Annotated in this window: 25 protein-coding genes, 1 tRNA gene and 3 pseudogenes; 12 read left to right on the top strand and 17 right to left on the bottom strand. The window is 57.2% G+C overall.

All coding sequences use genetic code 11. The features are described 5' to 3' along the window. Positions 1-3: 3 nt before the first annotated feature. From PspS34_RS09595 to PspS34_RS09580, 4 genes are all read right to left on the bottom strand, one after another. Positions 4-981, bottom strand: a complete 978-nt coding sequence (locus PspS34_RS09595) for an ABC transporter permease (protein ID WP_154860595.1) — start codon at positions 979-981, stop codon at positions 4-6. Next, positions 978-2,531 (bottom strand): sugar ABC transporter ATP-binding protein, encoded by a 1,554-nt coding sequence (locus tag PspS34_RS09590; protein ID WP_154860596.1) that lies wholly within the window; start codon positions 2,529-2,531, stop codon positions 978-980. Before PspS34_RS09590 ends, PspS34_RS09595 begins: the two co-directional genes overlap by 4 nt. 55 nt (positions 2,532-2,586) lie before the next feature. Next, on the bottom strand, positions 2,587-3,543 hold the full coding sequence (locus PspS34_RS09585; RefSeq protein WP_057715547.1) for a sugar ABC transporter substrate-binding protein: 957 nt from the start codon (positions 3,541-3,543) through the stop codon (positions 2,587-2,589). A 191-nt stretch (positions 3,544-3,734) separates the two neighbouring features. Then, positions 3,735-4,196 carry a hypothetical protein gene (locus PspS34_RS09580; protein WP_154860597.1) on the bottom strand — a complete coding sequence of 154 codons (462 nt, stop codon included), beginning with the start codon at positions 4,194-4,196 and terminating at the stop codon, positions 3,735-3,737. Positions 4,197-4,547: 351 nt separating this feature from the next. On the opposite strand from PspS34_RS09580, the gene PspS34_RS09575 reads away from it, so the two are divergent. The 3 genes from PspS34_RS09575 (at position 4,548) to PspS34_RS09565 (ending at position 6,781) form a co-directional block, all read left to right on the top strand. Beyond that, a complete protein-coding gene (locus PspS34_RS09575) occupies positions 4,548-5,636 on the top strand; it encodes an asparaginase (protein ID WP_154860598.1) in 1,089 nt (362 codons plus the stop codon). Positions 5,637-5,817: 181 nt separating this feature from the next. Next, on the top strand, positions 5,818-6,087 hold the full coding sequence (locus PspS34_RS09570; RefSeq protein ID WP_046041595.1) for a DUF1654 domain-containing protein: 270 nt from the start codon (positions 5,818-5,820) through the stop codon (positions 6,085-6,087). A gap of 4 nt (positions 6,088-6,091) precedes the next feature. After that, positions 6,092-6,781: an endonuclease I family protein gene (locus PspS34_RS09565; protein WP_154860599.1), complete on the top strand. Its 690-nt coding sequence runs from the start codon at positions 6,092-6,094 to the stop codon at positions 6,779-6,781. Positions 6,782-6,865: 84 nt separating this feature from the next. Here the strand turns inward: PspS34_RS09565 and PspS34_RS09560 are convergent, their stop codons facing one another. Further along, entirely contained in the window at positions 6,866-7,231 is a 366-nt protein-coding gene (locus PspS34_RS09560) for an SPOR domain-containing protein (protein ID WP_150812522.1), read from the bottom strand. 250 nt (positions 7,232-7,481) lie between these two features. Between PspS34_RS09560 and csrA the strand changes: the two genes are divergently transcribed. Continuing rightward, positions 7,482-7,673 (top strand): carbon storage regulator CsrA, encoded by a 192-nt coding sequence (gene csrA, locus PspS34_RS09555; RefSeq protein WP_007975691.1) that lies wholly within the window; start codon positions 7,482-7,484, stop codon positions 7,671-7,673. Positions 7,674-7,858: 185 nt separating this feature from the next. On the opposite strand, the gene PspS34_RS09550 is transcribed toward csrA, so the two are convergent. Next, positions 7,859-8,314 (bottom strand): DUF2214 family protein, encoded by a 456-nt coding sequence (locus tag PspS34_RS09550; protein WP_150812521.1) that lies wholly within the window; start codon positions 8,312-8,314, stop codon positions 7,859-7,861. Positions 8,315-8,517: 203 nt separating this feature from the next. Here PspS34_RS09550 and PspS34_RS09545 point away from each other — a divergent pair, with 203 nt between their 5' ends. Further along, positions 8,518-9,270 (top strand): carbonic anhydrase, encoded by a 753-nt coding sequence (locus PspS34_RS09545; RefSeq protein ID WP_154860600.1) that lies wholly within the window; start codon positions 8,518-8,520, stop codon positions 9,268-9,270. Positions 9,271-9,345: 75 nt separating this feature from the next. Here the strand turns inward: PspS34_RS09545 and PspS34_RS09540 are convergent, their stop codons facing one another. Continuing rightward, positions 9,346-9,540, bottom strand: coding sequence for a hypothetical protein (locus PspS34_RS09540; RefSeq protein WP_056722222.1), 195 nt, complete (start codon positions 9,538-9,540; stop codon positions 9,346-9,348). A gap of 251 nt (positions 9,541-9,791) precedes the next feature. Here PspS34_RS09540 and PspS34_RS09535 point away from each other — a divergent pair, with 251 nt between their 5' ends. Further along, the gene (locus PspS34_RS09535) at positions 9,792-9,998 is read left to right on the top strand and encodes a hypothetical protein (protein ID WP_150812519.1); all 207 of its coding nucleotides are present in this window, start codon (positions 9,792-9,794) and stop codon (positions 9,996-9,998) included. Positions 9,999-10,248: 250 nt separating this feature from the next. On the opposite strand, the gene PspS34_RS09530 is transcribed toward PspS34_RS09535, so the two are convergent. Continuing rightward, on the bottom strand, positions 10,249-10,905 hold the full coding sequence (locus PspS34_RS09530; RefSeq protein ID WP_150812518.1) for a serine protease: 657 nt from the start codon (positions 10,903-10,905) through the stop codon (positions 10,249-10,251). A 547-nt stretch (positions 10,906-11,452) separates the two neighbouring features. On the opposite strand from PspS34_RS09530, the gene PspS34_RS09525 reads away from it, so the two are divergent. The 4 genes and pseudogenes from PspS34_RS09525 to PspS34_RS09510 all read left to right on the top strand — a co-directional run bounded on the left by PspS34_RS09525 (position 11,453) and on the right by PspS34_RS09510 (position 13,685). Further along, complete coding sequence (locus tag PspS34_RS09525) at positions 11,453-11,593, top strand: hypothetical protein (protein ID WP_159389615.1); 141 nt, start codon at positions 11,453-11,455, stop codon at positions 11,591-11,593. Between the two features lie 483 nt (positions 11,594-12,076). Then, positions 12,077-12,349: an integrase gene (locus PspS34_RS28390; protein ID WP_223473717.1), complete on the top strand. Its 273-nt coding sequence runs from the start codon at positions 12,077-12,079 to the stop codon at positions 12,347-12,349. 341 nt (positions 12,350-12,690) lie between these two features. Beyond that, positions 12,691-12,899: pseudogene (locus PspS34_RS09515) on the top strand (hypothetical protein). A 348-nt stretch (positions 12,900-13,247) separates the two neighbouring features. Then, complete coding sequence (locus tag PspS34_RS09510) at positions 13,248-13,685, top strand: glycine zipper domain-containing protein (protein ID WP_150812517.1); 438 nt, start codon at positions 13,248-13,250, stop codon at positions 13,683-13,685. A 479-nt stretch (positions 13,686-14,164) separates the two neighbouring features. Here the strand turns inward: PspS34_RS09510 and PspS34_RS09505 are convergent. From PspS34_RS09505 to PspS34_RS28495, 6 genes and pseudogenes are all read right to left on the bottom strand, one after another. Beyond that, positions 14,165-14,632, bottom strand: a pseudogene (locus PspS34_RS09505) (DUF2514 family protein). Positions 14,633-14,688: 56 nt separating this feature from the next. Beyond that, positions 14,689-15,006, bottom strand: a complete 318-nt coding sequence (locus PspS34_RS09500) for a DUF6527 family protein (RefSeq protein WP_150812516.1) — start codon at positions 15,004-15,006, stop codon at positions 14,689-14,691. Then, a complete protein-coding gene (locus PspS34_RS09495; protein ID WP_150812515.1) occupies positions 15,003-15,428 on the bottom strand; it encodes a cell wall hydrolase in 426 nt (141 codons plus the stop codon). The genes PspS34_RS09500 and PspS34_RS09495 overlap by 4 nt, the downstream gene beginning before the upstream one ends. Positions 15,429-15,915: 487 nt before the next feature. After that, complete coding sequence (locus tag PspS34_RS09490; RefSeq protein ID WP_154860602.1) at positions 15,916-16,293, bottom strand: phage tail protein; 378 nt, start codon at positions 16,291-16,293, stop codon at positions 15,916-15,918. 2 nt (positions 16,294-16,295) lie between these two features. Continuing rightward, complete coding sequence (locus tag PspS34_RS09485) at positions 16,296-16,802, bottom strand: hypothetical protein (RefSeq protein WP_154860603.1); 507 nt, start codon at positions 16,800-16,802, stop codon at positions 16,296-16,298. A 57-nt stretch (positions 16,803-16,859) separates the two neighbouring features. Continuing rightward, positions 16,860-17,314: pseudogene (locus PspS34_RS28495) on the bottom strand (hypothetical protein); the annotation flags it as partial. On the opposite strand from PspS34_RS28495, the gene PspS34_RS09475 reads away from it, so the two are divergent. Further along, on the top strand, positions 17,220-17,786 hold the full coding sequence (locus tag PspS34_RS09475; RefSeq protein ID WP_317849807.1) for a tyrosine-type recombinase/integrase: 567 nt from the start codon (positions 17,220-17,222) through the stop codon (positions 17,784-17,786). The pseudogene PspS34_RS28495 and the gene PspS34_RS09475 sit on opposite strands and share 95 nt — an antisense overlap. Before the next feature lie 113 nt (positions 17,787-17,899). On the opposite strand, the gene PspS34_RS09470 is transcribed toward PspS34_RS09475, so the two are convergent. Beyond that, a tRNA-Val gene (locus PspS34_RS09470) sits at positions 17,900-17,976 on the bottom strand. A 183-nt stretch (positions 17,977-18,159) separates the two neighbouring features. Between PspS34_RS09470 and PspS34_RS09465 the strand changes: the two genes are divergently transcribed. Next, on the top strand, positions 18,160-19,443 hold the full coding sequence (locus tag PspS34_RS09465) for an FAD-binding oxidoreductase (RefSeq protein WP_154860604.1): 1,284 nt from the start codon (positions 18,160-18,162) through the stop codon (positions 19,441-19,443). Between the two features lie 117 nt (positions 19,444-19,560). On the opposite strand, the gene PspS34_RS09460 is transcribed toward PspS34_RS09465, so the two are convergent. Together PspS34_RS09460 and PspS34_RS09455 are read right to left on the bottom strand one after the other, a co-directional pair. Beyond that, a complete protein-coding gene (locus PspS34_RS09460; RefSeq protein ID WP_154860605.1) occupies positions 19,561-20,532 on the bottom strand; it encodes an XdhC family protein in 972 nt (323 codons plus the stop codon). A gap of 1 nt (position 20,533) precedes the next feature. Continuing rightward, positions 20,534-21,772 (bottom strand): cytochrome c, encoded by a 1,239-nt coding sequence (locus tag PspS34_RS09455; protein WP_154860606.1) that lies wholly within the window; start codon positions 21,770-21,772, stop codon positions 20,534-20,536. Positions 21,773-21,774 lie beyond the last annotated feature (2 nt).

Raw genomic sequence — 21,774 nt, 5'->3', positions numbered from 1 at the left:
GACTCAGGTCCGCCGGCTTGCGCGTTGACTGCGATAAGTATCCAGCACCACTGCCACCACGATCACCGCGCCGGTAATGATGCGCTTGGTCGGTTCGGTTGCCCCGATCTGCGCCAGCCCCGCAGCCAGCACGGAAATAATCAGGACGCCAAAAAACGTGCTGATCACCGAGCCGCGCCCGCCCATCAGGCTGGTACCGCCGATCACGACGGCCGCGATCACCTGCAATTCAAGACCGGAGCCAGCATTCGGGTCGGCGGCTTCCAGGCGAGAAATCTGGAACAACGCCGCAACGCCGGCCAGCAACCCCATCAGGCTGAAGACCAGGACCTTGTAAGGCTTCGGGTTGATCCCCGCCAGCCGCACGGCCTCTTCGTTGGTGCCGATACCGATCAGGTAGCGACCGAACACCGTGCGGGTCAACACGGCCTGGGCGACGAAAATGATCAGCAACGCAATGATGAACGACGGCGAAATGCCGAAGGCAATCGGATTGGACAGCCAGGCGAACGCATCGCCGATGTAGGCCGTACGCGAACCGGTCATCTGGTACGCCACACCGCGAGCCATTTCCAGCACGCCCAGGGACACGATGAATGATGGTATCCGCCACGCCACAGTGATCGAGCCGGTGATGGTACCGGCAAACGCCGCGACGGCCATGCCCAGCAGGGCCGCCGGCAGCACGCCCCAGCCCCACCCAAGAATCGCCACGCTCACGGTCGAGGCCGCCAGCGCCAGCACCGAGCCTACCGACAGGTCGATGCCACCGATGATCAACACAAAGGTCATGCCGACCGCCAGCACCATCAGGTCCGGAATCTGGTTGGCCAGGGTGCTGAAAGTATCGTACGACAGGAAGTGACTGCTCAGCACCGAGAACAGCACGATCATCGCCAACAAGGCACCCGCCAGCCCCAGATAGGTGCCCAGGCCGTAGAAGTTGCCACTGCGTTTGCCGGCATAAGAAGCGGTATTCATGGAAGATCCCTAGGCGCGGCTTCAACGAGCTGCGCATCACGTTTTTGGTAGCCGGCGAAAGCAGCGGCGAGCAACTCATCCTGGGTCCAGCTGTCGCGATCGAAGGTATCGATCAGGCTTCCTGCCGACAGCACGCCGATCCGGTCGCAGATCAGCATCAGCTCGCGCAAGTCGCTGGAGACCACCACCAGCGCCTTGCCCTGGCGGGTCAATTCACCGAGAAGGTTGTAGATATCGAACTTGGCGCCGACGTCGATGCCGCGGGTCGGCTCGTCGAACAGCAACACCGAGCAATCGCGCTCCAGCCAACGGCCGATGACAACTTTCTGCTGATTGCCGCCGGACAGCTCGGACACCAGTTGTGCCGGACCGGAACTGCGGATGCGCATGGCGTCGATCTGACGCTGGGCCAAAGCGCGCTCCTTATCGTTGTCGACAAAGCCCGCGCCGGAGATGCCGGGCATGTTGCCCAAGGCGATATTGGCGCCGATCGACTGCGTCAACAAAAGGCCTTCGCCCTTGCGATCTTCAGTGATCAACGCGATGCCATGCCCGACCGCATCCACTGGCGAACGCACATTGATGACCCGCGCCGGCGCCCCCAGGGCAATCGTGCCGCTGTCGGCGATATCCGCACCGAAGATCAGACGCAGCAATTCAGTGCGCCCCGCGCCGATCAAACCGGAAATCCCGAAAATCTCTCCGGCACGGACTTCGAACGACACGTCGCGAACCTTGTCGGACCGGCTCAGGCCCTTGACCGTCAACACCGGAGCGCCGATCTTGCGCGCCCCCATATCGATATGTTCGCCGAGCTCGCGGCCGACCATCAGCGTGACCAGTTGCTCGCTGTTGTAGTTGGCCATCGGCTCGACACAGACCAGGTTGCCGTCGCGCAGCACGGCAATGCGTTGCGCGACCCGCGCCAACTCTTCGAGGCGATGGGAGATGTAGATGATCGATACGCCGCGAGCCTGCAGGCGGGTGATCTGCTCGAACAGCATTTCGACCTCGCGGGCAGTGAGCATCGCGGTCGGCTCGTCGAGAATCAGCACATGACAATCGCCAATCAGGTTGCGCGCGATCTCCACCATTTGCTGGTGGCCGATGCCCAGCTCGCCGACCAGGGTGTCCGGGTCAATGGCGTCTAGCCCGACATGGGCCATGGCCTCGATGGCGGCCTTGCGCAACTGCTTGCGACTGATCCAGCCGCCTTTGCTGGGCAGGTTGTCGAGAAACAGGTTTTCAGCCACCGACAGGGTCGGCAGCAGATTGAGTTCCTGCATGACCATGCGGATACCCAGCGCTTCAGCCTGAGCCCGGCTACCCGGACGATAGTCCTGCCCCTGATACTGCATCTGGCCGGTGGTCGGCGTGACCAACCCGCCAATAATCTTCGAAAGCGTGCTTTTGCCCGCACCGTTCTCACCGGTCAGCGCCAGCACTTCCCCGCGCATGAGCGTCAGGTCGATGCCGGCCAGGACCGGTTGGACGTAAGTCTTGCCGATACCACTGACCGAAAGGACAGCGTTCGGAGCGCAAACTGACATAAAAACTCTCCATGCGCCCGTCCGGCTGGACGAGCGCCGTTACGTCGCCAGAAGGCTACTTGGTGACCAGTTCTACCGGCGTTTCAATGACGCCATTGGCGCCGCCGTCGACCTTCTCGCCCTTGAGAATCTTCAATGCAGTCTCGATGCCGAACACCGCCTGTTTAGCCGCGAACTGGTCCGCAGTGGCCAGCACGCGACCATCCTTGAGCATCGGCTGGATGGCATTGATGTTGTCGTAGCCGACCACCTGCACCTTGCCGGCCTTGCCCGCGGCGCGCACCGCAGACACCGCACCGACCGCCATGCTGTCGTTGCCGGCCAACAGGGCCTTGGTTTGCGGGTATTCGCTGAGAATCGACGCGGCTACCTTGTTGCCCTTGTCGATCTCCCAGTCTCCGGATTGCAGGGACACGACCTTGATCTGCGCCGCCTCCATCGCATCCTTGAAACCTGCGGTTCGCTGCTGGGCATTGGTGGTGGTGGACACACCTTCGATGATGCCGACTTCGTCACCGGCCTTCAGCTGTTTGGCCAGGTAGTCCCCTACCAGCCGTGCGCCCTTGCGATTGTCCGGGCCTACGAACGGAACATTGATGTTTTTGCTTTTGACGACGGCAGGGTCCAGCTGGTTGTCGATGTTGATCACGGTGATACCGGCATCGATGGCTTTCTTGATCACCGGGACCATGGCCTTGGAGTCTGCCGGCGCAATCACCAGTGCATTGACCTTGGCCAGGATCATCTGCTCGACGATACGCGTCTGGCCTGCGGTGTCGGTTTCATCCTTGATGCCGTTGGAGATGAGGTCGAATTCGCCGGAGTGATCTTTCTGGTAGGCCTTGGCGCCGTCTTCCATTGTCAGGAAGAACTCGTTGGCCAGGGATTTCATGACCAGTGCGACTTTCGGTTTTTCAGTGGTTTCAGCAAAAGCCGAAGAGACAGGCAATGCAGCGGATGCAGCAGCCAACATAGCGACAGCGAGAAGACGTCCAGCGAATGGCAGCTTCATGGGTTCACTCCGATCTTATGATTATTGTGAGCAACGCTTGCGCTGGCGTAAGCTTCACGGCCCGCTGCGATGAAAAGCCATCATTGGAGCCGCGCAAACGTTTGCGTGAACCAAACTATGCGAACCCTGCCGGTATTTGTCAACGACCTGAAAAGCGCTTTCAGCTATGTTTGGCGAAAAACGGCATTCAGCTATGCCGTGGTATTGACCACCGATCCCGTGCCAGAACCCTTGGTCATTTCCTTTATCAGGCTCGCACTCACTTGCAGGATGGCGCCGTTGGTGTCGGCAACTTGCCCCTGTATGGCTGCTACTGCTGTGGCCTTGGCTTCCGGGGTTGGATAGGACGCTGCCTGGGCTTGTGCCAGTTGCTGCTGTTGCTCGCGCAATTGCTGCTGCAATTCCTTCAGACGCTTGAGCAAGACCTTCACCGCAATGCTGGTGTTATCGCTGGTTTCCGATTCGGCCTGTACGCCGGCACTCTCCCCCAGACCTACCGGACCCGTCTTGACCTGGTTGCCGTCGCTTTCCTTTGCAGCCAGCGCTTGAGCAGCCGAATCAGCGGCTGCGTCGCTCAAGGCACGAGGGGCAGTGGCCGATTTGCCAGCGATGGTGATGCGGGCGGCATTGGGAATGCCAACAGATAACGACATGTGAACTCCCGAAGAAAAAGATCCCTTGAAGGAGCATCGACCGGCTCGGGCGTTTCTTTAGTCATGACGGATGATTTGACCCGTTTAAATCCTAAACAAGACCACGATTCGTTTCGGAGAGCCGAACGCGAAGGTTAAAAATGTTCGGCATTCCGGACGTCCAGCCCCGAAAGCGCTCTGGACACAAACAACAATACTGTTACAAATCATTAACTTAGGTGTGTTTTTCGATTCAGCGTATTACTGGTACAGATCCTGCTCTTCCCCTCGCACCCCCGGCGTTCAGATTCGCCCGGGGCGTATCTAGATGAACCTGCATCTGCACCGTCTCACAACTAGAAGAGAAAAATAATGACATCTGCACTCAAGACCTTTGTTCCGGGCGCCTTGGCCCTGCTGCTGCTCCTGCCCACCGCCCTTCAGGCCAAAGAAGCCGAAACCCAACAGAAACTGGCCAACGTGGTGATCCTGGCCACGGGCGGCACCATTGCCGGCGCCGGGGCCAGCGCCGCCAACAGCGCAACCTATCAAGCGGCGAAAGTCGGCATTGAACAGTTGATCGCCGGCGTTCCTGAACTGAGCCAACTGGCTAACGTTCGCGGCGAACAGGTCATGCAAATCGCCTCCGAAAGCATCACCAACGAAAACCTGCTGCAACTGGGTCGCCGCGTAGCCGAGCTGGCCGACAGCAAAGACGTCGATGGCATCGTGATCACCCACGGCACCGACACCCTGGAAGAAACGGCGTACTTCCTCAACCTGGTGGAAAAAACCGACAAGCCGATCATCGTCGTAGGCTCCATGCGCCCAGGCACCGCGATGTCCGCCGATGGCATGCTGAACCTGTACAACGCGGTGGCCGTGGCCAGCAGCAAAGACGCGCGAGGCAAAGGCGTGCTGGTGACCATGAATGATGAAATCCAGTCGGGTCGCGACGTCAGCAAAATGATCAACATCAAGACCGAAGCTTTTAAAAGCGCCTGGGGTCCGCTGGGCATGGTGGTAGAAGGCAAATCCTACTGGTACCGCCTGCCAGCCAAGCGTCACACCATGGATTCCGAATTCGACATCAAGACCATCAAGAGCCTGCCTGACGTCGAGATCGCCTATTCCTATGGCAACGTCAGCGACACCGCCTACAAGGCCCTGGCTCAGTCCGGCGCCAAAGCCATCATCCACGCCGGCACCGGCAATGGCTCGGTATCGTCGCGAGTGGTGCCCGCCCTGCAAGCCCTGCGCAAGGATGGCGTGCAGATCATTCGTTCGTCCCATGTCAACGCCGGCGGTTTTGTACTGCGCAACGCCGAACAGCCTGACGATAAATACGACTGGGTCGTGGCCAACGACCTGAATCCGCAAAAAGCCCGGGTCCTGGCGATGGTCGCGTTGACCAAAACCAATGACAGCAAAGAGCTGCAACGGATGTTCTGGGAATACTGATTCGCCCTCGCCCGACCGGATCCGGTCGGGCACCCCGTGCGCCATTCGCCAGCCTTGGCGAGTGGCTGCCGCGGATCTTACAAAAAAAATCCCTTCGCCTTACGCCAAACGGAACAAATCGCTGTCAGAGGATTTTCTTGGTTTTTAAGCAGTTGCGAAATGGCCTACAGTTAAATACTGTATGCACGTACAGCTTAATAAGGATAATTCCGTGGACACCACCTCAGCCTCTCCCGACACCTATGTACGCATGGGCCTGCGCGTTCAGAAAATCATCAACTCCCCCACCGCACAAAAAGCCAGGGCAGCGTTGATCTTCCGCCTTCCCGACGAGCCGGTGGATGAATGGGAACGCTTACTGGAAGAAATAGACGAAAACGACAACGTCACCCTCGCCTATCGCGACGATGGCGGTGTGCAGATTTTCTGGGTTGTGCCGAAGGAAGATTGAGTCGATGAGTGTTCGCTGGTTTGCTTTGCTGTTTCTGTTTTTTGTCATGGGGGCGCAAGCCGACGCGCCGCGCACTTTTACCGAAGCGAAAAAGGTCGCCTGGAAACTCTACGCGCCCCAGTCCACCGAGTTTTACTGTGGCTGCAAGTACACCGGTAACCGGGTGGACCTTGCAGCCTGCGGTTATGTGCCACGTAAAAATGCCAAACGCGCATCCCGCATCGAGTGGGAGCATATTGTTCCGGCCTGGCAAATCGGCCATCAACGCCAGTGCTGGCAAGAGGGCGGTCGCAAGAACTGCACCCGCTACGACCCGGTTTACCAGAAGGCCGAGGCTGATTTGCACAACCTGGTGCCCAGCATTGGCGAGGTCAATGGCGATCGCAGCAACTTCAGCTTTGGCTGGCTGCCCGAGCAGTCGGGGCAATATGGTTCCTGCCTGACCCAGGTCGACTTCAAGGCCAAGAAAGTCATGCCCCGCCCTTCCATTCGCGGCATGATCGCCCGGACCTACTTCTACATGAGCAAGCAGTATGGCTTGCGCCTGTCGAAACAGGATCGACAACTGTACGAAGCCTGGGACAAGACCTATCCGGTACAGGCCTGGGAACGCCAACGCAATCAGAGCGTGGGGTGCGTCATGGGGCGCGGCAACGAGTTCGTCGGCCCGGTAGACATGAAGGCCTGCGGCTGAATCCAGGACGGGACACTGAAACAAAAAAGGCCCCGGTGCTAAACGCCCGAGGCCTTTTTTTGTTTCTTCAACGTCTGCGCTACGTTATTGAGCGGCTGGACGCTCAAGCACCAGCAATTCGATGTTCTGTTTCTTCGAGCGAGTGAGCGCCGCGCGAACTTCATCCTGTTTGGCTTCGGCTTCGGCTTTCGAATTGAATGGCCCCACCAGGATTCGGGTATTGCCATTCTCCTTGACGACACTGGACATGAAACTGTGCTCGATCAGCCAGCCACTCAGATCACTGACCGCCTGAGGGGTTTCACCTCGCACTTCAAGATCCCATTGCGGACCGGACACTGGCGCGGGTACGGCAGCCATGGCCGGCTTGGGCTTCGGCGCATCCACACGGCTGCCTTCGCCACATCCCGCCAGTGCCAATATCGCGATGATCAAAACCATTTTGCGCACGACGCTTCCCTCCAAATGCATAAAGCGGCGATTTTAACACCCATGAATACTTCACGAGTGCCGTAAAATGGGCTCAAAACAACGAGATTGATGATTGCGGCCTCTGTATAGTTACGTCTTGGGAATTAATGCCGCATCTGCGCGTCAGAAAGAGGCACCCAAACCACGAGACTTCGCACTAATCTATACATACCACCGACCTCTGCACTGTCCGAATCAGGTGCCCCACAAAGCAATCAAGGAGAAGACCATGCTGATACTCACCCGCAAAGTCGGTGAAAGCATAAACATTGGTGATGACATTACGATCACCATCCTGGGCGTAAGCGGCCAGCAAGTCAGGATCGGCATCAACGCTCCGAAGGACGTTGCAGTGCATCGTGAAGAAATTTACCAGCGCATTCAGGCCGGCCTGACCGCCCCGGAAAAGCCGCAATCCTGAATCCCGTTGCAGTCAGTAGCCAGCCCGTTCAGTCCGGAATCACGGCTGGCTAAAGATTCAGCACCCCATCGCCCCGTGCTTTCGCCCCCACTCAACCCCCAAGGGTCGATACTAGCGGCAAGCTCCACTCCTTTGCTGTCAGACTTTTCTGGTTTACCCCAGGGAAGGATGCGTTCACTGCGCAGTCAACCAAGCATCACGCCTCGCGCCATACCAGTCGCTGCCACCACCATCAGCAACACCAGCAGCGCCTCGATATGACTGATCCGTGCAAACAGCTTCGCACGGCCGGTATCGATCGCCACTTTACGGGCAAGCGCTATCCGCCATTTGATCAGCGTCACCATCGGCGCAATCTCCAGCAACAAGATCAGGACGAACAGCGTCATCTTCAGATGAAACAGCGGCTGATGCAGGTAATAGTCCGCGCCCTTCTCGTACCCGCCAAAGGCTCGCACCCCGCCACTGATCAATAAAACGACAGCTGAAATACCCCAGATATTGTCCGCCATCAAAACACTGCGCACCTCTGTGGCGCCATCTGCCAAACGCCGAAAAGCCGTGCCTCGAACCAATACCGCCCAGAATCCCAAGGCAAATGCCAGAAGATGAACCGCCGCCAGAAACCATTGAGTCAGCATCGAGAAACTCCTGCCAGGTCGAAGTTGTATGAGCCTGTCAGTAGTAGCCCATGAAATGGCTGCGTGCACGCCATCCGCAGACAATGCCCGGAACACAATATGACAGACCTACTAGACTCCACTGCGCCGGTATTGAGCGTCCATGGCAGTACCCGCCCCAACAGCAACTCACTCTCACCCCATTGAACTGAGTAAACAAAATCATGTGTAAATCATGTGATTCAAGCTCTGCTTCAAACACAACAGGCCGTCGTCGTTTTCTTCAATTTGCCGGATTGAGCGCAGGCGCCCTGCTGCTGACCGGCACACTGCCCGGCAAGATCATCCAGGCAGCCGAAAAAGCGTCAGCCCCACCCAAACCTCAAAACGTAATCAGTCCCGACTTGGCGTTGAAAAGACTGATGGAGGGCAATGCACGATATGTAGGCGGCACTTCCACGACGCACGATTTCAAGGCAGAGCGAGAGGCCTTGGTGTCCGGCCAAAATCCGTTCGTGGCCGTGCTGAGTTGTTCTGACTCGAGGATCGCCCCGGAATATGCGTTCGACACCGCGCGCGGCGATCTTTTCTCCATCCGCGTCGCGGGCAACTTCGTTACGCCGGAAGGCTTGGCCAGTCTTGAATACGGGGTTGCCGTACTGGGCGCCCCGCTGATTCTCGTACTCGGACATGAGAGTTGCGGTGCCATCGAGGCCGGTATCAAGGCGGTCAAGGATCAGACTATTTTTCCCGGTCATATCCCGAAACTGACTGACGCACTCAAGTCGGCAGTCGAGGCAGTACTCAAGCAGCCCGGGAACTTGATGGAAAACGCCACCGCGCAAAACGTCAAAAATTCGGTCAACAGCCTGAAACAGGCCTCGCCATTGCTGACTGATGCGCAGAGTAAAGGCGCGCTCAAGATCGTGGGCGGTATCTATCGCCTGGCGAGCGGCAAGGTGGAGTTGATCGCCTGATCCGCAATGCGCACGCCCCCAGCATCGGTGCATGACCCCGCATGCAAAGAGCCCAGCGCGACGGCTGGGCTCTGGTTATCTTCGGTTTTGCATCATTTTATCCGCGAGGACTCTGGCCCTCTCGATCAACAGGTTCTGCCTGTCCTCGTGAGTAGCCTCGCCCACAATCGGGGCAGTCAGATTGCTTTCGGCAATCAATGCAGCGCAGAAATATCGATCCCAGACAGCCGTGTCCACAGGTGCCTGTTTGCTCATTTGATCGGCGTTCATAGGCGGCTCCTTTTGATAAGGTCGCCTTGCTAGTTTACGCCTGAATAACAAAAAATCCGGACCATCATTCACAGGTACCCGCCATTCGTCGCCTACCGGAACACAACGAGGAATTCGCCCGTATCCGTGGCTTGAGGCTTGCTAAGATCGCCCGTAGCAGCGCCGGAACGACAGGATTCTGACGCCGCAGCCATTCAATCAATGCTTAAGGACGCCAGCGATACGCTTGGTCAGTCACCGGGAGATGTAACGTGTCAACGCTCAACGAAATCGCAATGAACCACGCGAGAATGGCCAAGGAAAAAGCAGGAAAGTCGACCGAACTGAGCGAGCGCCACCTCCAGATCGTAGGGAACTTCGAAGTACCGTCCATTGAAGTACAACAGAACATCCCAATGCACCTGATCGCGGGAGCACAGGAAGGCCACCACGGCCTTGCAGCGACCTTTGCCCTCTGACGCCTACTGAGGCTGGCGACGATCTGAACGATTACCTGGCAATCACTGGTGGCCCGGTATCCGCTCAGCAATCGTCGCGCGTGCATCAACGTTCACGTTGTCCAGCGTGAACGAGCCAGATACTTTGTGAACACCCTGAAGAAATCCAGGACAACAAAAAGGGCCCACCTTTCGGTGAGCCCTTCCAGGCCGCCCATCAGAGGGGACTTTGCCGGGTACGCGCGATGGCCAATGGGTTGAAAGCTAAAAGTTATTTCGCGACATACTTCGCGCCGTGCGGGTCGTCAAGTTTTGCCTGCAATATCCCCCACTCGCGCTGAATGATCGAGTAAGGAATAAAGATGCTGATCCTCTCAGCCCCCTTTACGCCGGAGTGATTGCTCACATCGTTCAGGGTGGTTGAATAGAAACCAATATTGATGCCGACAATACAGCCGTCACTTGTGATGACCGGCCCACCCGACATGCCCTTGATCAGTGGGGCATCATGGATGGCATAGAGATCACCGCTGTGTTCGGCGGTATTGACGAAAGGCGTTTGATATACCTTGCCCTTCCCGGAAGTGGTCATGAGGTAAGGACTCGCCCCAACGGCAGTTATGCTCTCGCCCACACGCGGTGCGCGCCATGACGGGTAGCGGCCGTTGGCCTTGTGCAGGATGAAGACGAGATCACAACCTGTGCTGCAGCTGTACTTCACGTTGGGGATGAACGGAGTGTGACGGGTGGTTACGGCGTAGTCATCGTTCCACTGCACGGCCGAGGCCATGTATAGATACGGTGCAGGAAAGCCCGAGTAGACTGAAAAATATGAATCACTCGCAGATCCCGAAAAGTCGGGTTTTACGATGCCGTTGCATCCTGCAGTTACAGCTCCAATTAAAAAGTAGGCCATGATCTTGATCATGATATACCACCGACTTAATAGGGAGAATGTGACTGTTTTTTGTTGTCAATATTTTGTCTTTTATCGGGTTGCAATACTCCTCGCCGCCTGTTCTAGTTTGACGCTTTCTTACTTATGGCTGAGTTTGTAATGGGCCGTATGAATAAATCGCGCTAAGACCAATCGCTTTTCTAACAACTTTAAAAGTTCAAATATTTGGCGCCTGAAAAACGTTAAAGACGAGAATAAAAATCAAGAGTTGCTATAGACTCCCTCGCTAATGGCGCCAACGGTCATGGGAAGTAGCACCTACCTGAATCATTCGCCATGCCCGTTACCCACAAAAGCAACAAGAAGGCTGAAGGCAATCCAGTTGTCCTGCACTACAGCGGAGCCGTAACTCACTAACGAAACTCAATGACTGCCGACGGATCAGCACCCATCCTTTTTTTCTCTCCCGTTAAGCCCGCCCATACGGGGTTTGTTCGCCTGCTACCTACAGTTCGCCTGCTACCTACAGTGTGCGCACCTCTTGGGCTACGCTTTTTTTGTGCATGGAGGAAGCGCGATGCCAGAATGTCTTATCGCCGCCCCGCTCAATCCTTCCGACGAAGATTTTATTGCCTTCGATGAAGTTGCTGCCTGGATCGACCAGCGCGGCTATAAGTGTGTATCTGATCGCATCAACAGGCCGATGCTACAAACTTGAGTATTTAACAACCCCCAACGCCTGCCTTCTAACAATCTGACGATTATCAAATTAACTCGCATGGAATGTGTAGTGTTTGACTTACTAACAAGCAGCGGGGAACGTGTTATTGGCAACGAGGAAATCCTTATGAAGTTAAATAAGGAGCTTTATAATTACAAAGGATTGCCCATGCGCCACAGTAGACTGCAAGCGAAATCCAAGAAGTTCACTAAAGGCGACAACCTCCTCCGTTCAGTAAGAAGCCGTGGTTACTGCTTGATCATGTGCATTAATCATCACTTGAATGGCGTTTACCCTGACCAGTTGCTGGCCATTCAGTAATCCATCTGAAACACACCAGGCCGGGCAAGCGGTAATGACTTTACCCAGAGCAGCGCCAAGTGTCCCGAACACAACCCTGAAAAAATTGACATTGAGCCTGCCGGTGAACGGCAGGCGATAAATCGCTATGAGGGCCGCGCTACGTGAGGTTGTCGGTGAATGCCTGCGGTCGCCACTGGCGTCACCGCGCCTGATCCACTACAAGCCCGGGGCGCCGCGCACGCCTACGACCACGTACCGGCCGGCGAGCGCCCCACTTTTCATGAGATCCGAGCCCTGGGGACATGGCTGTACGAACGGAAGAAATTCCCACAGGAGTCCTTCCAAGCGTTGACGGGGCATGCAGATGAGAAGGTGACGAAGCACTATCAGGAGGGGCACGACGAAAAGAAGATCGAGTATGTGGAGTTGGGCGCCAAGTTGGCGTTTTGAGTGGGGGGGTGCAAATTGCAGACAACAAAAAAGGGCCCACCTTTCGGTGAGCCCTTCCAGACCGCCCAGCAGAGCGGATTTTGTTTGGTAGGCGCGATTGGACTCGAACCAACGACCCCCACCATGTCAAGGTGACCGGTAAACAGTCATAACGCTTTGATCTATAAGAGAAAATAAGACTTTTTCAACCCCCTCAAAACCGCCACATCCCCCTATAAGAATCAATAACTTAGCGTTGTATATTCCTACAGTAGTGCCACCTTTCTGCGGCGTTCTGCCGATCTACACTCCAAGCCCACAGGCCGCCCCTGCTACGCTGAAAACTCCAAGGAGAATTCGCGATGCCAAACTCTGACCTGCTCCCTTCCCTGCTCTTCAAGATCAATGAAACCAACTCGCCCTGGAAGCAGCCATCATGGAGCTTTCGAACTGGGTCGAGCAGCGCGGGTCGGCCGATGTCGCCGATAACGTACGCTGCTCCCTAGAAGCCATCGACAAGAATGAGGAGTTCATCAAGATGACGCTCGCGGTGATAATGGCGCCGGAGTGACTGCAATCGATTAATGGAGTCCAGTAAGTATGACCCGTTCTCGCTCGTCACAGGCTCAAAAAGACCTCGCCAATATTCTCGGTATAAAGATAACCAAAGACACGTTCGATGTAGCTGCTGCACGCCTCTTAGATCATGTGGCCGCCGCCATCAGGCATGAACCGACCGAGCCATCGGCGACATGCAAAGGGCCTATGGGGGAGTGCCCACAGGTCATAATTGATCAACAAGCGGCTGCGCTAATCACAGATTGGTTGATCCAAATTTATGCACCGTCAAATACCTGTTGACCTGACTGATTCGTACCAACAAACTTTCTTTCCTTGGGTATTTCTATAGGTTTGTCTGATGCGTAAATCATTCACTGTCGTTGCATTAAGCCTTCTTGTATCGCAGTACTCCCTCGCTGGCGAAGCCACCAACACAGCTATCGGTGGCGGTGTCGGTGGAGCCCTTGGAAGCGTCGTCGGTCAGGCTGTGGGGGGTAGCACCGGCGCTGCGATCGGAGCCGGCGTAGGTGGCGCAGCTGGGGGCGCAATGACCGCGAAGAGTGGCAACAAGACCGAATCAGCCATCGGCGGCGGGCTCGGTGCAGCGGGTGGTCAGGTAATCGGCAACAGTGTTGGTGGTTCCACTGGTGGCCTGATCGGCGCTGGACTGGGCGGCGCAGCAGGTGGTGCTATCGGCAACAATCTGGCCAACGATAACGATCACGATAACGACCACTACGACCACAAGCATAAAAAGAAGTACAAGAACAAACATAAACACAAACATGACGACTGATCTCGGATTCCGAGATTGAGCAATTGGAAGCTTTGTTTCAAAAGGGAGTGGACGTGGCTCTCTCCCTTTTGGTCGTATTTCAAACTGGGCACTCATTGGTGCGCCTTTCTGCACTGACGAAACGCCATGCAGGGAAATCCCTTATTCTTCATCCTGCCCTCCAGCGGCAGCTCAATCTGCGCCGGCAGCGCCACAAACGACCATTACACCTCCCCCCTATCAGCGCCTTCCACTGAAGTAAATTTCACCTGGTCTTTAATAGAACGTGGACCAATCTATAAATATTTTTGTGACAATTATTTAACTTCCCACCCGCTTCTCGCCGATGTTTAACTCCCCCGGAGGAGAGGGTTATCGGGACGCTAGTTCATGGAGAGATTCCCTTCCCTCAATGATGTCTCATGACTTGCCCCGAACTGCTCTCCAGCAGATCGGGGATTTTTTCCTGCCTCCGGCGTTCTGCCGACCGCATACAATTCCTACCTCGAAAGACCTTCATGCACCTGTTCGCAGGTCAATTCCCGGGTTCGGGCTTGGTCGGCAATTGCAGCCAGGTCGCCCGTTCTCTGGTCAGCGCGCTTGAACACGTTGGCAAGCACCATTGCGGCGTGGGTAGCCGTCTAGCTTGCGGCGGCAGTACAGGAATTGCCGCTGGCTTCACTGGCTGCGAGTCGACGGGCAAGGTTGTCGGCGACGAGCTGCACGTCGTCAGCAGCAGCGCGAGCGGCAGCAGCATCAGCCATTGCTTGATCGATGTTTCGTTGCCCATCTTGAGCCGCCTTGTTGATTGATTGTTGGTAGGCCTGCTCTTTGGTGCGCTCGGTGGCCTCATTGAGTGCCCTCGCCTCGGCGTCCCGGGTGTCGCGATCATTCCATTCTGACTGCCACTTTTCATCCGTGACCGTCACGCCGTGGTGATAGGCGCCGAACAGCGCGCCCAGCACCATAGCTATGAGCAACAGAACAGCGCCTGCTTTCAGGTAGGTCGTCATGCTCAGTCCTCCTACTCCGGCAGATCGACCGTTTGTCCGGCTAGCGCGTGGGTGCAATCGCCCAGGAACTGGATACGGCCATCGGTGACGAACGAATGACATACACGCTCCGTACGCCACTCCTTGAATTCTTCAATGGCGTCAGGGTTAGCCGGATACCTGACTAAGATCGAAGGCGTGAACGTCGGACTTTCCGCACTACCATTCCAGCCCCAGCGTGGACCGGTCCCGGCGCCATGCTGAATGGCATGTGCGCCATCGCAGCCAGGACACCAGAACGTCAGACCATTGTCATTGCTGTCTCTCAGAACTTTCGATAGGCGACTCATGGCACATCCTTGAAGAACACATGGTGACCGAGCGCCAGCGTCTGCTTGGCACCTTTCACCCAGGCCGGCGGCTTGGGCATGGTGGTCGCGTAGTTATGGGTGGCACCACCGGTGGGATCCGGCACCTTTCCATCGATCACCTGGTCAGCGGCGATCCGTGCCTGCGCCAACTCGCGGAACGGAATCGGCTTCGCGCCACTCAGGGAGGCGAAGTTCGGGTCGCTCTTGTTCCAGCAGCTGAACTGGTAGGGTTTCTGGCATACGACGGCATAGCCCTCCCCCCAACACGATTTGTCCTTGCCGTCTTTCACGCGGTTGCGGATAGTCCAAGCCACGGCGATCTGGCCGGCCAAGGATTCGCCGCAGGCCTCGCCCCACAGCGTGCGGGCGAGGATATCGCGGTCTTTTTCTGTGACGGTCATGCTTTTCTCCAGACGTAAAAAAACCCGCTCAGGGCGGGCTTATGGCGGGTCAATAACAGCTACTGCTGCCGTGTGCTTGGCATTCGCTTTCAGAGGAAAACGAATGTAATCGTTCTTGGGCGAATTTTTGACGCCTGAAATCAATCGCTGGATATCCTGGAGCTCCTAGCTACCATCAGGGAATGGCTGGTACGGACCTAAGGAAAAATATGAGCATCGCACCTAAGAACGGATGGAAGTGGGCCTACAAAAAACTACTTGCCTTAGGCTGCTCGCGCTGGACAGCAGCCTATAGAGCGACGATTTATTCCGTCCGAGGCGATACAGGATCGTTTTATGTCGATCGCAGCTGGGAGAAGATCCGCCTTCGACGCGAATAGCGCCGGCGTTCGGGGGGATCTGCAGCGGTTGCTGCGATGTGAAGGACATTCCTTTTTTCCAGGCAAAAAAATCCCGCTCGATGGCGGGTGCGTTTGGATCTATTGATTCAGGCTTCGACGGTAGGCTCTTCACCAGATGGAGACGCCTCGGCGGGAATTTCAGAAATTTTCACGGGATCAGGGGTCGGTACTAAGATGTGCAAGGTGATCATGTGCTTCAGGTCGTATGGCAGACCGTCCTTTGTCACAGTCACCATTAGTTCCCCATCGGTAAAAACGGTCTCGACATCAGCACGGTTATCGACCTGATTGACCGTAAAGCCCCAGCCCTCGTCGACGGGGGGGAAAGGCACCATGCCCAGGCACCCGATAACTTTGTAAACGCCCTTCGAGATTCGCGAAGAAGACACTGGAGTGTCGCCCTGAGTAACAAAGTCGTAAGTGGCGCCAGTAGTGCCCAGAATGTTGATCGCAGCTCTTGTCATAATCAGATCGCCTTCAATGTGCCGTCAGCGGCGCGCGTGGTGTTGCCGTCGTGGTAGATCTTGCGCCAAGCAGAAAAACCAGCTGCACCAGACAGACAACGAAATCCCATTTCCGAAGTAGCGTAATCAACAGCGATTTGGCCGCCGTAGTTAGCGCCACCGCTAAACAATGCCGATAACTCGATAAGCGCCCCAAACCCTGTACCAAACGTCGGGCGCCCCTGCGTTGTGCTTGCGTATCGATAGAAACCAGTAGCATAAATTTCTACGCCCGAAGCATCACTCAAGAGTGGTAGCCCAGGATTGAATTGGGTCCCCACACCGAATCCGCCAACTGGCATTGCATTGGCGGCGGCAGTGCCGAGATTTACGTTGGATGCAGTGCCAAGTAATGCCTGGCGCGCGTACAACTCAACAAAATTGCTCTCGGTTTTAGCAAATGCACTCCGCGGCGTATCCCCGCCGACTCCGCTCGGTGAAGTACCGAGCAGTATCGTCTGCTTAGCCATTTGATCGTCCTCAATTTTAAGTGAAAGCCCGCACTGGGGCGGGATGCAAACGTTGGTTTAAACACTGATCTTGGCGAATACCGCAGGCATGAAAAATGCGAACGGGTTACTAAAGCCGTCGGTCAAGGCGTACAGCACGCCGGCATTAAAGTCCCACAGTGTTTTAACGCTTCGCCCGGAACCCGAACCCGTCAGCATGTTCATGCCGAAAGTATTAATCAGCAGGTATTCGTTTTCTGGAAAGTTGAACGGAACACTGTAAAAATTACGCGAGCTGCCCGTTGCCGTAATTTCATAGCGCAAATAGTTCCAGTTCTGGAACGACCGGGTAAACAGCGCCCGTTCGGTTGGTTGGTGTTGTCGTCATAGGCCCGCACATAAAACCCGGTCCAGTTTCCGGCCGAGCCGATCACCTGCATGGACGCCAGCCCGGCGATGCCGCCGGTGTCGGGCCGGCAGAACACTAGCGGCGGCTCAGCACTGGTAATCACCCGGGGAAAGTACGTGGTTGTGGACCTCGAGCAAAACACCATCAAGGTGTCACCCGGGAAAACGCAGAACTACGGAAAGCCCGTGCACCTGGAGATTGTCATGGGCCAGGCGCTGCGGGACGTGGTGTTGGAGTGTATGAAGTCGCCGGTCGTCTGCCCGTACCTCATCCACTACTCGCCGAAGGCGCGCAAACGCACCCAGTTGGACGCCAAGCTACACTGGAACGCGGTGACGGCGGACTACCTGACCAAATCATTTGCCCAGGCTCGGGACGATTCGAAGGCCTATGAGGACATGCCAGCCGGCGAGCGCCCCACTTTCCACGAGATCCGCGCTCTCGGCGCCTGGATTTATGAGCAACAGGGCTTCGAGCAGGAATACATCCAAGGTTTGATGGGTCACGCCGACGTGAAGATGACCGAACACTACCAGGCGGGGCACGGTGATGAAGCGGTGGTTTACATGAAGGTGAAAGCCGACCTGAAGGTATAGCGCGGTGGTCGTTTGCCCAAAGTATTCCCAAAGTTTGCTCAAACACCAGACAACAAAAAAGGGCCCACCTTTCGGTGAGCCCTTCTAGACCGCCCAGCAGAGCGGATTTTGTTTGGTAGGCGCGATTGGACTCGAACCAACGACCCCCACCATGTCAAGGTGGTGCTCTAACCAACTGAGCTACGTGCCTGCTGTGAGGCGGCATTCTACGGAATTCCGGAGGGGTGTCAACACCTTTTTTCGCGCTAACCCTATGAATATGCAAAATATTTAATTTTGCCGGGACAAAGAAGATTTTTCGGGTGCTGGCGGGCGATTTTCAACTCGGGTAGGATCAACGCACTCGTAAAATATATTAAACAGAGGCTGCCGGATGGCTAACACTCCCTACCCAGAATCCTATTACGCCGCATCGGCCAATGCGGTTCCGCCGCGCCCGGCGTTGCAGGATGACGTGGAGACCGATGTCTGTGTGATTGGCGCCGGTTATACGGGGCTGTCCGCTGCCCTGTTTCTGCTGGAGAACGGTTTCAAGGTCACCGTGCTCGAGGCGGCCAGGGTGGGTTTCGGGGCGTCCGGGCGTAATGGCGGCCAGATCGTTAACAGTTATAGCCGCGATATCGATGTCATCGAGCGCACGGTCGGTCCCAAGCAGGCCCAGTTGCTGGGGCAGATGGCGTTCGAGGGTGGACGAATCATTCGTGATCGGGTCACCAGGTACAACATCCAGTGCGACTTGAAGGACGGTGGCGTGTTCGCCGCGATGACCGCCAAGCAGATGGGCCATCTCGAATCCCAGAAGCGCCTGTGGGAGCGTTTCGGGCACACCCAGCTTGAGTTGATGGATCAACGCCGCATCCGCGAAGTGGTGGCTTGCGATCAATACGTCGGCGGGATGCTCGACATGAGTGGCGGTCATATCCATCCGCTTAACCTGGCGCTGGGTGAAGCGGCGGCGGTCGAGTCCCTGGGCGGGACGATTTATGAACAGTCGCCGGCCATACGCATCGAACGCGGCGCCAGCCCGGTGGTGCATACGCCGCAGGGTAAGGTCCGGGCCAAATTCATCATCGTCGCCGGCAACGCTTATCTGGGCAATCTGGTGCCGGAACTGGCCGCCAAGTCGATGCCTTGCGGAACGCAGGTGATTACCACCGAGCCATTGGGTGAAGAACTGGCCAAGACATTGCTGCCTCAGGATTACTGCGTCGAAGACTGCAATTACCTGCTCGACTACTACCGCCTCAGCGGCGACAAGCGCCTGATTTTCGGTGGTGGCGTGGTGTACGGTGCGCGGGATCCGGCGAACATCGAAGCGATCATCCGGCCGAAGATGCTCAAGGCATTCCCGCAGCTCAAGGACGTGAAGATCGATTACGCGTGGACGGGCAACTTCCTGCTGACCCTGTCGCGCCTGCCCCAGGTCGGACGCCTGGGCGACAACATCTACTATTCCCAGGGCTGCAGCGGCCATGGCGTGACCTACACGCACCTGGCGGGCAAGGTGCTGGCCGAAGCCCTGCGCGGCCAGGCCGAGCGTTTTGACGCCTTTGCCGACCTGCCCCACTACCCGTTCCCCGGCGGTCAGTTGCTGCGCACACCGTTTGCGGCATTGGGTGCGTGGTATTACGGATTGCGGGATAAATTCGGGTACTAAGCGACACGCAATGCATTGTAGGAGCGAGCCTGCTCGCGATATCGGTCTGGCAGCCAACGGATGTGTTGGATGTTACGACCTCATCGCGAGCAAGCTCGCTCCCACAGGTTTTGGGGGTTAGAGACGATCTCGTGGGATACCGCTGCGAATCCGCAGGATGTCCGCCAGTACCGCCAGGGCAATCTCGGCTGGCGTCTTGCTGCCCAGGTTCAAGCCGATCGGCGCATGAATCCGCGCCAGTTCGGCATCGCCCAAGCCACCAATACGCCGCAACCGCTCGAAGCGCTTTTGCGAGGTCTGCATGGAGCCCATCACACCGATGTAGAACGCCTCGGTGCGAACAGCCTCCATCATTGCCAGGTCATCGATACGTGGATCGTGGGTCAACGCCACCACCGCCGTGTCGCTGTGGCAACCGCCGTCAGCGATGAACACCGACGGCAGTTGGCGGCGAATCTCCACGTTTTCCAGCACGACGCCTTCGAGCACTTCGTCCCGCGGGTCACACAGAATCACCTCGAACCCAAGCCCCACGGCAAACTCCGCACAGGCCTGGGCGACACTGGAATACCCCGCCAGCAGCAAGCGCTGGGCCGCGCCGACGCGTACACGCACCCGGTCGATTTCACGCTCGATACGCACACCCTGTTCACGATCATCGAACAGGCTGCGCGCACCGCTTTGCAGATCAACCTCGCGGATCAACCGACGTCGGCCCAACAGCGCCGACTCCAGCTCCCGCAGATGCGCTTGCACCTCGCAATCGGCATCAAGCTTCTCGACCAGCACGTCCAGCACCCCGCCACAGGGCAGGCTGACGCGTGAGCGTGGATCATCGCCTTCGCCGTAACGAACAACGCTGACTGGCTCCAGAAACACACCCTCGGCGACTCGCTCGAGAAAGTCTTCCTCGACACAGCCACCGGACAGCGAGCCAATCCAGTGCCCATCAGCGCTCACCGCCAGAAGCGAACCCGGTGCGCGCGGTGCCGAGCCGTAAGTGGCCAGCACCGTACACAGCCAGATGCGCTGACCAGCCGCCGACCACTCCAGCGCCCGACGCACCACTTGCAGATCCAGATGCTGCATATCAGTGGGCCTTGTGCTCGAGCGGCGGCGCATCGGCCCGCAACTTCTGCACGTCGTTCACCGCCAGATCATTCGGCTGACCACCCCAGCCCTGACGCAGGTAGTTCAGCAGGTCCGTGAGTTGCTCGTCGCTCAATTTCGCGGCGAACCCTGGCATCGGTTGCATGTGTTCGAACCCGGAGAACTTCTGCTCGCCGATACCGTCGTCGATCACCCGCACCAGGTTGCGTGGATCTTCCAGGCGCAGCGTGGTGTTGCCGCGCATGGCCACGGCGATATGTGGTTTGCCCTCACCGCCCGGTGCATGGCAACCGGCGCAGACATTCAAATATTCCTGACGGCCACGCTGGGCACTCGGGCTCAGTTTGTCCAACGGCACTTCGACGAGCACTTTCGCCGCAGGCGGCTGATCGCCGAGCAGGAAAGTCGCCATCGCCGCCAGATCCGGATCGCTGAGGCCCTGGGTGCTGTTGTGGAACACCGGGAACATCTCGTTGAACATCGTGCCCTGGGCGCTCATGCCGTGTTTGAGGAACGAGCTCAGGTCCTGATGATTCCAGCCACGGGCCGCCAGATCTGTTGCCAGCAGGCTCGGCGCCAGATAACCATTGAGAATGCCGCCGGTCATGCGCTTGTCCTGCTGCATCGCGCCAGGCAAGCCACGTGGGGTGTGGCACTCGCCACAGTGCCCCAGCACGTCGACCATGTACTGGCCGCGCTTCCAGGCTTCGCTTTTGCCTTCAGCCGGTTCCAGCTTCACGTCCTTGCCGTACATCATGTTCCAGCCCATCAGGCCCAGGCGCACGTTGAACGGGAAGCTCAGGCTGGTGACCGGTGCTGCGCGCTCGATCGGCGCGACGGTTTTCAGGTAGGCATGAATCGCGTCGGAATCTGCACGCGGGATCAGGTGATACGAGGTGTAGGGCATCGCCGGATACAGGTTCGCGCCATCACGGCGCTTGCCTTCGGTCAGCGCGGCGAAGAACTCGTCATCGTTGTACAGACCGATACCGTGCTCTTTGCTCGGGGTGATGTTGGTGCCGTAGATCGTGCCGAACGGCGACACGATCGGCAGGCCGCCCGCGTACGGCGCGCCACCCGGTGCGGTGTGGCACGCCATGCAGTCGGCGGCGCGGGCGAGGTACTCGCCTTGCTTGACCTGCGCATCATCGGCGTGAGCTGCCACCACAGGCGCAGCCAGACCAACCGCCAACGCCAGGCGGCTAAGTAGAAGCTTCATGC

The sequence above is a fragment of the Pseudomonas sp. S34 genome (assembly GCF_009866745.1).
In the GTDB taxonomy this organism is placed as follows: domain Bacteria; phylum Pseudomonadota; class Gammaproteobacteria; order Pseudomonadales; family Pseudomonadaceae; genus Aquipseudomonas; species Aquipseudomonas jessenii.
This window is presented reverse-complemented; position numbering and strand designations above follow the sequence as displayed.

What these genes read in the sequence shown, in the direction of transcription:
- PspS34_RS09595 (WP_154860595.1), bottom strand. Translation starts at nt 981, where the DNA reads ATGAATACCGCTTCTTATGCCGGCAAACGCAGTGGCAACTTCTACGGC.
- PspS34_RS09590 (WP_154860596.1), bottom strand. Translation starts at nt 2,531, where the DNA reads ATGTCAGTTTGCGCTCCGAACGCTGTCCTTTCGGTCAGTGGTATCGGC.
- PspS34_RS09585 (WP_057715547.1), bottom strand. Translation starts at nt 3,543, where the DNA reads ATGAAGCTGCCATTCGCTGGACGTCTTCTCGCTGTCGCTATGTTGGCT.
- PspS34_RS09580 (WP_154860597.1), bottom strand. Translation starts at nt 4,196, where the DNA reads ATGTCGTTATCTGTTGGCATTCCCAATGCCGCCCGCATCACCATCGCT.
- PspS34_RS09575 (WP_154860598.1), top strand. Translation starts at nt 4,548, where the DNA reads ATGACATCTGCACTCAAGACCTTTGTTCCGGGCGCCTTGGCCCTGCTG.
- PspS34_RS09570 (WP_046041595.1), top strand. Translation starts at nt 5,818, where the DNA reads ATGCACGTACAGCTTAATAAGGATAATTCCGTGGACACCACCTCAGCC.
- PspS34_RS09565 (WP_154860599.1), top strand. Translation starts at nt 6,092, where the DNA reads ATGAGTGTTCGCTGGTTTGCTTTGCTGTTTCTGTTTTTTGTCATGGGG.
- csrA (WP_007975691.1), top strand. Translation starts at nt 7,482, where the DNA reads ATGCTGATACTCACCCGCAAAGTCGGTGAAAGCATAAACATTGGTGAT.
- PspS34_RS09550 (WP_150812521.1), bottom strand. Translation starts at nt 8,314, where the DNA reads ATGCTGACTCAATGGTTTCTGGCGGCGGTTCATCTTCTGGCATTTGCC.
- PspS34_RS09545 (WP_154860600.1), top strand. Translation starts at nt 8,518, where the DNA reads ATGTGTAAATCATGTGATTCAAGCTCTGCTTCAAACACAACAGGCCGT.
- PspS34_RS09540 (WP_056722222.1), bottom strand. Translation starts at nt 9,540, where the DNA reads ATGAACGCCGATCAAATGAGCAAACAGGCACCTGTGGACACGGCTGTC.
- PspS34_RS09530 (WP_150812518.1), bottom strand. Translation starts at nt 10,905, where the DNA reads ATGATCAAGATCATGGCCTACTTTTTAATTGGAGCTGTAACTGCAGGA.
- PspS34_RS09525 (WP_159389615.1), top strand. Translation starts at nt 11,453, where the DNA reads ATGCCAGAATGTCTTATCGCCGCCCCGCTCAATCCTTCCGACGAAGAT.
- PspS34_RS28390 (WP_223473717.1), top strand. Translation starts at nt 12,077, where the DNA reads ATGCCTGCGGTCGCCACTGGCGTCACCGCGCCTGATCCACTACAAGCC.
- PspS34_RS09510 (WP_150812517.1), top strand. Translation starts at nt 13,248, where the DNA reads ATGCGTAAATCATTCACTGTCGTTGCATTAAGCCTTCTTGTATCGCAG.
- PspS34_RS09500 (WP_150812516.1), bottom strand. Translation starts at nt 15,006, where the DNA reads ATGAGTCGCCTATCGAAAGTTCTGAGAGACAGCAATGACAATGGTCTG.
- PspS34_RS09495 (WP_150812515.1), bottom strand. Translation starts at nt 15,428, where the DNA reads ATGACCGTCACAGAAAAAGACCGCGATATCCTCGCCCGCACGCTGTGG.
- PspS34_RS09490 (WP_154860602.1), bottom strand. Translation starts at nt 16,293, where the DNA reads ATGACAAGAGCTGCGATCAACATTCTGGGCACTACTGGCGCCACTTAC.
- PspS34_RS09485 (WP_154860603.1), bottom strand. Translation starts at nt 16,802, where the DNA reads ATGGCTAAGCAGACGATACTGCTCGGTACTTCACCGAGCGGAGTCGGC.
- PspS34_RS09475 (WP_317849807.1), top strand. Translation starts at nt 17,220, where the DNA reads ATGGACGCCAGCCCGGCGATGCCGCCGGTGTCGGGCCGGCAGAACACT.
- PspS34_RS09465 (WP_154860604.1), top strand. Translation starts at nt 18,160, where the DNA reads ATGGCTAACACTCCCTACCCAGAATCCTATTACGCCGCATCGGCCAAT.
- PspS34_RS09460 (WP_154860605.1), bottom strand. Translation starts at nt 20,532, where the DNA reads ATGCAGCATCTGGATCTGCAAGTGGTGCGTCGGGCGCTGGAGTGGTCG.
- PspS34_RS09455 (WP_154860606.1), bottom strand. Translation starts at nt 21,772, where the DNA reads ATGAAGCTTCTACTTAGCCGCCTGGCGTTGGCGGTTGGTCTGGCTGCG.